Genomic DNA, 11906 nt, shown 5'->3' with positions numbered 1-11906 from the left:
GTCGTGCAGTCGGGGGCGTGGGGCGGGCAGGTCAGCACCACGTTCGGCATCGGCAGGCTCGGGCTCTCCTCGCTCACCGCCACCTCGAACGACCAGGGCGACCTCACCATCGGCTGGGCCATGGAGCAGCCCGTCACCGGCGCGACGTTCACCGTGCGGGTGGGCACGGGCTTCACCAGGGAGGGCCTCACCGGCTCGGGGATCACGCTCATGGCGGGTGACACGCATGTCGTGCGCGGCGACGAGTACGAGGTGGGCGTGCGGGCCGTGGTGCCCGCCAACGGCTCGGGCCCGATCAGCGGCCCGGAGAAGACGAAGACCGTGAAGGCCGGCGAGCCGGAGAAGCCCCACATCCCCGACACGCCCACCCACGGCGACCCGATCAACCTGGCCACCGGCGCGTACGGCTACGCCAACCGCGACCTTCTGGTCCCCGGCCCGGTGCCGCTGTCCTTCGACGTCGCCTACCGCAGCGACAGCCCCCTGCCCGACGACGCGCACCCGCTGCCGAGCACCCCGATGGGCGCCCGCTGGAACCACGGCCACAACACCAGGATCCAGCGCGACTCCGACGGCAAGACCCTGGCCGTCGTGTGGGGCGACCTGTCGATCGTCGTCTATGACGTGCCGTCGTCGGTGACCGGCCTGCAGCCGGAGCGCGGCGTGCCGACCGGGTCCACGCTGTACGTCGCCGCCGACCTGACGTACACGCTGACCACCCGCGACCAGTACGTGCGCACCTTCGACCGGGCCGGCACGCTGCTGACGGTCACCGACCCGGCAGGCAACGTGACCAGGCTGGACTACACCGGCGGCAGGCTCTCCCGGGTCAGCGAGCCGTCCGGGCACTGGCTCCAGCTCGACTACCACCCCGACGGGCGGGTGGCCCACGTGACGGCCGACACCGGCGCCCGCGTGTCCTACGACTACGAGGGCGCGGACCTGGCCACGTTCACCGACGCCCTCGGCGGCGCCCGGCACTTCCACTACGAGGCCCGCTCCAGGATGACCCAGCTGATCGACGCCACCGGCGCGACGCTGGCCGACAACACCTACACCGACGGCCGGGTCACCTTCCAGCGCGACGCCCGCGCGGTGGCCGCCGGGGAGCAATGGGGCACGGCGTTCGCGTACGTGACGTCGGGGACGACCACGACGACCACGGTCACCGACCGCGAGGGGCAGGTCATCACGCACATCCTCGACACGGCGACCCAGTTGCCCGTCGAGGAGACCGTCGTGCTCGGCCCGGCCCTGGTCAGGCGGACGCGCTACGCGCACGACGGCAACGGCAACCTGCGCCGCCGCGCGGTCACCGAAGGTCCGCCGCAGGCGCTGCCCGCCGAGGACGTGTGGACCTACGAGCACGACGGCAACGGCAACCTCACCACCGTCACCGACCCGCTCGGCGGGGTCGAGCGCACCGCGTTCGACGCGCGCAACCGGCCGATCGAGCGCACCGACCGGCTGGGCAACACCACGAGGTACGCCTACGACGGCCCCTCGCTGGACACGATCACCGACCCCCTCGGCCAGCGCTACCACGTCACCTACCGGCCGGGCACGCCGGGCGGCCTGGTGGAGACCGTGACCGACTTCTGCGGCGTGGTCACCCGCTACGACTACGACGGCCAGAGCCGGTTGAAGACGGTCACCGACCCGACCGGCTCCACCGAGTTCGGCTACGACGGCTGGGGCTGGGCGGCCACGATCACCCGCCGCGATCCTCAGAGCGCGGTCGTCCGGGTCGAGAAACGCGAGAACGACGCGATGGGCCGTCCGCTGCACCGGCGCGTCATGTACGCGGGGCAGCCCGAGGCCGAGGCGTTCCGCTACGACTACGAGTACGACGACGAGGGCCGGCTGACCCGGCAGACCGACTCCGCCCGCGACGCCACCCACCTGCGGCTCGGCAAGACGGGCCGGCCCGACCTGATCACCTTCGCCAACGGCGACACCGTCACGCCGCTGTACGACAGGGAGGAGCGGCGGTACTCGCTCGACTTCGGGGCCGGGGTCGTGGAGCTGACCTCGTACGACGCGCTCGGCCGGGTGCTGACGACGACCTCCCCGCGCGGCCACGTCACCCGCAGCGAGTACACCTTCGCCGCCACGGCGGACGGGTCGCGGCTCACCCGCACGGTCACGCTGCCCGAGCCTGGCCCCGACCGGCACATCCCGCTGAGCGAGCGGTCGGTCACCGACGCGCTGGGCCGGACGGTCTCGCGGGCGGACCGGGCCGGCGGCGAGACCGCCTACCGGTACGAGACCGTCACGCTGCCCGGCGGAGCCAAGGGACTCAAGGTCACGACCGTGCTGCCGCGCACCGGCCAGAGCCAGGTCCAGCCGTGGACGCGCAGCGTCACCACCGACCCGCTCGGCCGGGTCGTCGAGCGCGTCGACGAGCGCGGCAAGCGCACGAGCTGGTCCTACGCGCCCGCGTCGAGCGTGCCCGACCCAGGGGCGGCGGCGCTGGCGGTGACCGTCACCCGGCCCCGCGGCGGCACCGAGCTGCGCCTGCTCGACCGCGCCGGCCGCCTGGTCGAGCTGCGCCGCGGCGCGGACGCCGCGGCCAGATCCGTCCGGATCGGCTACGACGCGCTGGGCCGGACCACGACGGTCACGACGTCGGGGGCGGACGGCCTGAGCTCGACCACGAGCTCGTCCTACGGCTACGCCGCCGGGCGGCTCACCGTCACGATCGACACCGACGGCGCGGCCGGTCCCGCGCTCTCCTACGACGGGGAGGGCCGGCTGGCGAGCTGCACCGGTCCGGCCGGCCGCACGGAGAGCTACGAGTACGCCCCCGGCGGCGCGATCGGCACCTACCGCAACGGCCGCGGCCAGAGCGTGACCCACCGCTACGACCGGGCCGGCCGGCTGACCGACCTGATCCGGCCGGACGGCCCGCCCGTGCACCACGTGCTGGACCTCGACGGCAACCGCACGCGCACGGAGGTGGACGGCACGCCGCAGGTCACCCGCGAGTTCGACAACCTCGGCCGGCTGACCAAGCGCACGGCGGACGGCCGCGCCGTCGGCTACACCTACGCCGCGCTCGGCGGCGTCGCCACCCTCGACTACCCGCTGCCGGCCCAGGGGACGCAGGTCACCTGCCACTACGACGGGCTCGGCCGGCTCACCACGGTCATCGACTGGGCCGGGCGGACCACGACGTACGGCTACCACCCGACCGGGCAGGCCGCCCAGATCGACGCGCCCGGCGGGGTGCGCACGACCGCCGAGCTCGACGACGAGGGCCGGCTGCGGGAGCTGTCCACCTGGCTGGGCCCCGCGCTGCTGTCCAGGGCCGCCTACGAGTACAACGCGTGCGACGAGATCGTGGACGTGCGGGAGATCCTGCCCGCCACACCCGAGCGCGCCGCCGGCGCCCGGTCGCTCACCTACGACCGGGGCCGCCTGACCGCGATCGACGGGGTCGCGGCGGCATATGACGACGACGGCAACATGACGACGGTCCCGGGGCTGTCCGGGCCGCTCGCCTACGACATGTTCGGCGCGCCGGTCTCGTTCGCGGGGCACACGGCGGGCTACGACGCCGACGGCCTGCGGACGCGGATCGACGGCGTGACCCACCGCTACGACGCCGCGGACTACGTCAACCCCTGGCGCGAGCAGGCCGATCCGGCCCGCGCGATCGTCCGGCGGCCCGACCCGCTCGCCGGGGCGGACCGGCTGCTGGTCTCCGAGGGGACGACCCCCACCAGGTACGTCCACGGCCTCGGGCTGATCGGCTCGGAGTCCGCGGACGGCACGTTCACCACGCACGTCTTCGACGGCCAGGGCAGCACGGTGGCCCTGGTCAGGAACGGCGAGGTCGTCGCCAGGCACGCCTACGACCTGCACGGCCGGCCCGCCGGCGGTGACGCGCAGGACCAGCCGTTCGGGTACGCGGGGCGGTACGGCGTGATGACCGACGCGCCCGGGCTGCTCAACATGCGGGCCCGCGCGTACGCGCCCGCGGCGGCCGCGTTCACCGGCCAGGACTTCCTGCTCGGGCTGCCCGTCTCGGGGGTGGCGACCAACCGGTACGCCTACGCGCAGGGCGACCCGCTGCTGCGCGGCGACCCGCTGGGCCTTGATCCGTCGTCGACCTGGGGCACGGTGGTCGGCACGATCGTGGCCATCGGCGGCATCGTGGTCGTCGGCGGAGCCACCATCTACCTCGGCATGACCGCGGCAGGCGCGGGGGCGGGAGCCGGCACGGGTGCCGCAGCGGGCACCGGCATGGACTTGGGGCTCACCGAGCTCGCGGCGGAAGGCACCGAGTCCACCGAGGCCAGCGGGCTGCTCGAAGAGAGCTCCAGCAGCGAGGGCGCGGGCGAGACGACCTCGTCCGACAGCTCCGGGGTGGAGCCCGGCGAGGGGCCCACGGGCACGGGCGTGCCGCCCACGGGGGGCTGGAGCGCCCCGGCGTCGAACACCGGGAGAAGCGGCTGGACGCTCGTGGCCAGGACCGAGGGCTCCGAGCTGTGGCGCCGGACCTCCAGCGCCGTGCGCACCATCCTCGGCAGTCCCAACAAGTAGCGGCGCAGGAGGAACGTGCCATGATCAGCTTGGATGACCTGCGTGAGGCCGTAGACGCCCATCACGTGGCCGTGCGGTTCGCCGTCCCCCTCGCCCAGGTGCCCGGCGACGTGGCCGCCGAGGGCGGGCGCGTGCTGCTCACCTACGACAGCACGCTGGTGGCCGGCGTGCGCGACGGCTGGAACCTGGAGCGGCCGACCGGCCTGGCCGGGCTCGGCTGGACGCTGGAGAGCGCCGTCATCACCCGGGAGGCCACCGGATACCGGTTGCGCCTGGACGGCGTGGACTACCGCCTGATCCCGTCGGCCACCGGGTACGCCGCCGACCCGCACTCCTTCTGGCGCATCTCCTACGACGCCAGGACCGAGACGTGGACCATCGTCCGGGAGGACGGCGTCCGCCTGGTGTTCGGCGGCGACGGGGCGGTGGACTGGAAGTACGCCTACAACGGCTGGACGGGGGCGAGCGTCCAGACCTCGGGCCGCGCCAAGGTCGCCGGCGCCTGGTGGCTGGTCTCGCGGACCGACGTCTGGGGCAACGCCACGGCCTACTCCTACCTCCAGGACACCGCGACCCTGGCCGGGGGCGCGGCGTACGTGCGCGCGACCTACCCGCTGTGGATCACCGGGCCGGACGGCGGGCGGGTCGAGTTCGGCTACGCGGACAAGCGCCCCGCCGAGTACGCCGCCCTGCACGACGACTCGCCCGCCCGCCAGTCCGGGTACGGCACGCGGGCGCTCGTCACGCTCACGGAGATCTCGCCCGGCGGCGCGACGCTGAAGACGACCACGCTCGGCTACGACGCCTCCACCGGCGGCCCGGCCGTCATCGGCAGCGGCGACCGGGAGAAACGCCTGCTCACCTCGCTGAGCAGGACCGTGCCCGGCGGCTACGCGACGCCGCCGGTGGACTTCGGCTACGACGCCTCCTCGCTCTCGCCGTCGTACGGCGCGCTGGTGCGGGTGACGACGCCGGCGGGCGGCGTGGCCGAGTTCGAGTACGCGGAGCCGGCCGTGCCGCTGGCCGTGCGGGACCTCGCGCTCACGCCCCCGCAGGGCGCGGGCGAGCCGAAGGTGGCCTTCGGCGACGACTTCGCCGTGGTGCTGTGGCCGCGCGCGGACGCGACGGTCACGGCGACGGCCTACCGCTGGCAGGGCCGCTGGCTGGCGCGCCAGGTGCCGGTCCCGCCCGGCGCGCTGGCGACGCTGGCCGTCGTGACCGGGCCGCGCTGCTTCGCCGTGGTCGGCGCGGCGGCGTACACGCTCTTCCACGCCGACCCGGAGACGCCCGACGGGTGGATCGGCTCGACGGCGGCCGAGCCGACCGGGCTGCCGCAGGGCGAGCCGGTCGCCGCCGCGGCGGCCGACGGCGCGATCGCGGTGCTGGGGACCAGGGCCGGGACGATGACGGTGCGCTGGTTCGACGGCGCCGCCTGGCAGACGCTGCCCTGCCCGGCCCCCGCGGGCACCACGCTCGCGGCGCTGGACGGCCGCGACGGCACGCTCACCCGCCTGTGCGCGGCCACGTCGGCCTCCGAGCAGAGCGTCACCACCGTCCGGAGGGACCCGGCCGCCGGCTGGGCGGCCACCACGACCCGGATCAGGTCGTGGGCGGTCGCGCCGGTCCGCGTCGGGGTCGTCCAGGGCGCCGGCTTCGCCGTGCTGACCTGCGAGGGCTGGTCGGGGACCGACCGGACGGCGACGTGGCTCGCGGTGCGGCAGGACGGGCCTCCGGGGAGCGCGGTGACGACCGCCGTGCTCGGCGAGGTCACCGGAACGGCCGCCGCTCCCCCGGTGAGCGCGCGCGGCGACGCCGTGCTGATCGGGCAGGTCGCCCACCGTTACGACGGGACCGCCTGGCAGCGCTTCGCCCTGCCGGCCCGCCAGGGCACGGCCCAGCTCGCCCTCGGGGCCGACGTGGTGTGCCGGGCCACGACCGCCGCGGGGAGCACCTCGTACGACCTGATCGCCTACGATCCCGCCACGCTCACCTGGTCGTACGCGCCGGACGTGACCGGGGTGAGCGCGCCGGCCGGCGCGATCGGCGCCGCCGGCGGCCGGTACGCGATCAGCGGCACGGGCCTGTACCTGCGCGGCGCGGGCGGCGGATGGGTGCGGGCGCTCGACCTGGGCCCGGCGCTCGCCCAGCAGGCCGCGCCCCGGCTGTTCGGCGAGTCGCACGTGCTGTACGAGACCTCCGCCGGCGTGACCGCGATCCCGCTCGAACCCGGCGCGCCCGGCACGGCGATCAACCTGGCGAACGCCCGCCTGGCCGCCACGGGACCGGCCGCGTTCGCCACCAGGACCGGCACGTGGGGCGTGGACGCGGTGCTGCGGCTGCACCGGGTCGTCACCGGCGACGTGCGCGGCACGATCGCCCCGGCCCAGGTCAGATCGGTGACGCTGTACGGCTCCGGCCCGAGCACCGCGACCGGGCCCGACAGCGCCTACAACCGGCTCCCGGTGGGCTACCTGGTGGACCCGGCCACGGCCACGGTCTCCCCCGACGGGCAGCGGGTGGCCGCCGCCCGGGTGACGGTCGCGCCGGGCACGGCCGACGCGGCCGCCCCCGTCGGCGGGCGCACGGTCACGGACTTCTTCAACGGGCTGGCCGCCGCCGAGGCCACCGGCCTGGACTATCCGGGCGGCGCCGCCACCAACGCCGCCGCGCACCTGTCCAGGCTGGCCGGCTCCCTTTACGCGCAGGCCATCTACAAGCAGGGCTCGGCCGCGCCGGTGAGCAGGACCACGATGTGGTGGTGGGTCACCACGACCCGCTGGGGCCCGCGGGACACGGGCGGCTGGGCCCGCTGCCACGAGGACCTCGCCGAGGTCGACGGCGCGCCGCTGCGCAGCACGCACGCCTACGACGAGCTGACCGGCCTGATGGTCACGACCGCGCGCACCGAGCCGGGCGGCCGGGTCGTCCAGGCCGACTTCACCCACTGGTGGCGGGCCTACGACCCGGAGCGGCTGCTCAACGTGCTCACCCCGGTCGTGCTGACGCTCAACACGGCCGGCGGCGGGCTCACCGGAGGCGAGGCGACGACGTGGAGCGACGACTGGGGCGCGGGCCCCGGCCAGTGGGCCCCGCGCGCCGTCCACCGGGTGACGGCGGCCGGCGCGGCCGCCTTCACCGCCTGGCAGGAGGGCTCGGCCGTGCCCGCGGGCTGGGAGCGGGTCCAGCTCGTGGCCTCCCGCTCGCCGGACGGCCGCGTCACCGGCACCCGCGACGCGCTCGGCGGCGCCGGCAGCACGCTGTACGGGCCCGCGGGCTCGGCCGCCTTCGCCGCCGCCGACTGCGCGGCAGGGGAGGCGCACTTCTACGCCTGCGAGCCGGGCGAGGACCCGGGCCCGTGGCGCTACCGCGACGCCGCGGGCGCGAGCGGGCCGGTCCAGCCCCATCTGGTCTCCGGGGAGAGCCATCTCGGCACCGGTTCGCTGGCCGTGGCGGCGGACCCGGCGGGGGTGGCCGGGCCGTACGCGACGTTCGTCCCCGCCGGGCAGGACCGCGCGTACCTGTTCTCCTGCTGGGTGCAGACCGGGCCCGGCTACGCCGTGGGCGACGCCCGCGTCGAGATCGGCCTCACCGCGCTCGGCGACCCGCCGGCGCCGCTCGGCGACCCGATCACGGCCGGCGTGCCGGCCACCGGCGGGACCTGGCGCTACCTCTCGGTGCCCATCCCGCTGGCAGAGCTGCTGACCGGGCACACCGGCACGACGGCGAGCCTGCGGGTGCGGGTGGTCAACACGGCACCGAACACAGGGGCCGGCGCGGCGGCCGAGCCCGTCCTGATCGACGGGCTGCGCCTGCAGCCGCTCGACGCCGCCTTCCATGCCGAGATCAACGACCCGCTGACCGGGCTGCCGCACGGCACGCTCGGCCCGAACGGCGCCACCACCCGCCTCGTGCGCGACGGCAACCGGGTCGTGACGGCGACGATCGGCCCAGACGGGAGGTCGGCCCGACTGCGTGTGCCGGGCTTCGCCAGGCTGCTGACGCGGGACGGCTCCTACGCGGAGGACCTGCCGAACACGCTGCTGGAGGTCACCTCGGGCGGCGACGCCGAGTACCACGACTTCGAGTCATCCGACGCCGGGCTCTGGACGCTGCCGTCCGGATGGGCGATCGGCGGCGGGCGGCTGGCGTTCACGGGGACGGGCGGCGGGCCGTACGGCGCGCGGGCCGTGCTGAACGGCTTCGCCGCCGCCGACGTCGCGGCGTACGTGCGGCTGCTGCCGCAGAGCCCGCCCGGCCCGCGCAAGGCCGGCATCGGCTGCGGCAACGTGCTCGTCTCCCATGACGACCCGGGCGACGGCACGGCCGGGCAGTGGTCGCTGGCCTATCTCGACAGCGGGACGTGGCGCACGGCGGTCACCCGCGCGGGCGCGTTCCCGCACGGCGACCTGGTGTTCGCCCTGGTGGACGGCCGGGTGTCCTGCTTCGCCGGCGGCCGCCAGATCCTCTCGCACCGGCTGACCGGCGTGGTGCCCGACGGCACGCTCGGCCTGTACCTGTCGGGCCCCAGCGCGTTCGCCGACCTCGTCGCGCTGGCCGAGCCGCAGCTGCGGCTCACGCTCTGCGACGCCCGCGGGCTCCCGCAGCAGTCGCTCGACCTGCGCGACGCCCAGACCGTCGAGGCGCACGGGCTGCTGTACGACGACGCCGGCCGCCGCTCGTACGACAAGAAGCCGGTCCTGGCGCCCGTGCGCGACAGCGGCGACGTGATCGGCGGCGGCGTGGCGGGCTACCTCCCCAGCGGCGTCAGCAGCGTCGCCGACTACACGGCCAGGGGCCACGGCGCGCCCTTCGTCCAGGTCGGCTACGAGAAGTCGCCGCTGGAGCGGCCGGTGGCGCTCGGCTTGCCCGGCGACGACCTGGCCGTGGACGGCGGCCGGTCGGCCTCGCTGACGGTCGCCCGCAACACCGCGACCGGCCCGATGGCCGGAGCCGTGCCCGACGCGGAGGCCGGCGCCTATCGCCTGGTCACCACCTCGGCCGCGGACGGCGGCACGGCGCTGGCCCTGACCACGGCCGACGGCCGGCTGGCCGCCGAACGCCACCTGCTGGCCGACGGCACCAAGCTGACCACCGGCTACGACTACGACGGCGCGGGCCGCCTGAGCGCGATCCGGCCGCCCAGCTCCTTCGACGGCGGGACGGGCGGCCCGGCGACCTACACCCACGACTTCCTGGGCCGGCTGGTCGCCGCCGGTTCGCCGCAGTCCGGCACCACCCGGTACGCCTACGACCGGGCCGGGCGCCTGCGCTTCACCCAGGACGCCGCCGACGCCGCGGCCACGCCGCCGCGCATCGGCTACCGCAGGCTCGACCGGCTCGGCCGGATCACCGAGACCGGCGTGATCGCCGACGCGGCGCTCACCTGGGAGGCCGCGGCCGGGCACGCCGACGACCCCGCCTGGCCCGGAGCGGGGGTGACGTTCCAGGCGTACCGCACCTGCACCTTCGACACGGCGGGCGAGGGCCGCCTGTCCAAGGTCGTGACCGGCTCGGGCGCGACGGCCGTCACCGAGACCTACGACTACGACGACCGGGGCTCGGTCGTGCGGCACCGGGTGGCCGTGCCCGGGTTCGACGACAACGTGTGGGAGTCGGCCTACTCCTACGACGGCCGGGGCCGGTTGGCCGGCATCGACCTGCCGAAGGCGGTCACCGACGGGGCGCCGCCGCTGCGCGTGGCCTACACCTACGACCGCTCCGGGCGGGTGGCCGCGATCGGCACCCCGCCGGACGACGGCCCGTACCGGCCGCTCGGCCCGGTCCCCGACACCAGCGGGGAGTTCGCCCGCTACACCTACAACGCCGACGGGACGCCGTCGCGGGTCGTGTACGCGGCCGGGAACGTGCCGGTGAGCCTGGAGTACACCCCGGCCGGCTGGCCGTCGAAGGTCACCGCCCCGGCGTACGAGGAGGAGGTGGACTACACGCAGGGCGGCTACCCGGGGCCGGGCGGCTTCCACGACGGCAGGGTGGCCCGTACGCGCTCGCGCTGGACGGCCGGGCCGGACGCGCTCCATCCGCTGCGCGAGACCACGACCAGGTACGGGTACGACGGGGCGGGCCGGATGATCGCGGCCGTGCCGTACCTGGGCGGGACCCATCCGGTCGGCTACGACCTCGACGGGAACCTGTCGGCCGTGGGCCGCGGCGACTCGGTCGCGACCTACAGCTACGCGCCGGCGCGGAACGGGCGCCGCCAGGCCGCGGAGCAGGACGCGCCCGCGGCGGGCCGGGTGCTGTCCGTCGCGACCGCGCTCGACGCCGGCTGCGGCTTCGAGGAGGAGACCGCGCCGCCCGGCTGGTCGTGGGGCGGCACCAACCTCGGCCCCGGCGGCGCGGCCACCGAGCCGGTGACCGGCGGGCCGCAGTCGAGCACCAGGTGCCTGCGCCTGCCGGCCGGGGTGCCCGGCGGCTCGGCCTACCTGGAGTACCGCTGGCCGTTCGACCTGCGCGGCGTCTACACCGTCACCTATTACGTCGCCGCCGACCCCCTGCAGAACGGGCGGACGGGCGGGGCCGGCTGGTACGTCGACCTGCACGGCCCGCAGGGTGTGATCGGCACGCGGCTCGTCCAGTCGCTGGACGACCCGCCCGCCACGTGGACGTCGCGCACGTTCACGCTCGACCTCGGCACGCTGAGCGACGTCTCCCCCGCCACGGGCGTGTCCGAGATCGCGCTGAGGCTGGTCAACGGCGGGGCCACGGCGCTGCGCGTGGACGACGTCAGCATCACCGGCGCCGGCGCGAGCGGCCCGATCGGCTACGACGCGGCCGGCCGGATCACCGCCCTGCCCACGCGCGGCCTGGACAGCCTCGCCTACACCCCGGAGGGCGACCTCGCCGCCGAGCACAGCAGCGGCGTGTGCGCCTACGACACCCGGTTCGGCTGGGGGGACGCGGCGGTCTGCCGGATCGCCACCCCCACCGGCGACGGCGCCACCGCCCGCAGCCTCGACCTGCGCTCGCCCGGCGGGCTGCCGCTGGCCCGGCTGGAGTCGGTCACCGACGGGACGGGCGCGACCACCACCCGCTACATCTACCTCGTGCCGGGGCCCGGCGGCGTCGTCGCGGTCAGCGAGCGCGACAGCGTGCTGTACCCGATCGCCGGCGCCGGGGGCACGATCAACGCGCTCCTGGACGGCGACGGCAACCTCGTGCAGTACATCGACCGCGACGCCTTCGGCGCACCGCAGAGCGTGGTGCTCTCCCCCGAGACGCTGCCGCTGTTCGACGCCGCTCGCGCCGATCCGCTGTCGGGCCTGTTCCTGGGCGGCGGCGCGGCCTACGACCCCCCCCCTGTCTCTTATAAACATCTGACGCTGCCGACCAAACTCCTT

The 11906-nt window shown here is 75.8% G+C and carries 2 protein-coding genes; both read left to right on the top strand.

From position 1 onward, the window contains the following. On the top strand, nucleotides 1-4548 hold a 4548-nt coding region (locus ETD85_RS53710; protein WP_138697589.1), incomplete at its 5' end, for a DUF6531 domain-containing protein. A gap of 20 nt (nucleotides 4549-4568) precedes the next feature. Further along, nucleotides 4569-11906 (top strand): RHS repeat domain-containing protein (locus tag ETD85_RS53705; RefSeq protein ID WP_138697588.1); only part of this gene is annotated, 7338 nt, incomplete at its 3' end.

Origin of the sequence: Nonomuraea zeae (genome assembly GCF_005889725.1) — a bacterium.
Lineage (GTDB): Bacteria > Actinomycetota > Actinomycetes > Streptosporangiales > Streptosporangiaceae > Nonomuraea > Nonomuraea zeae.
Note: the sequence above shows the minus strand (reverse complement) of the source record. Positions and strands in the feature narration are given on the sequence as shown.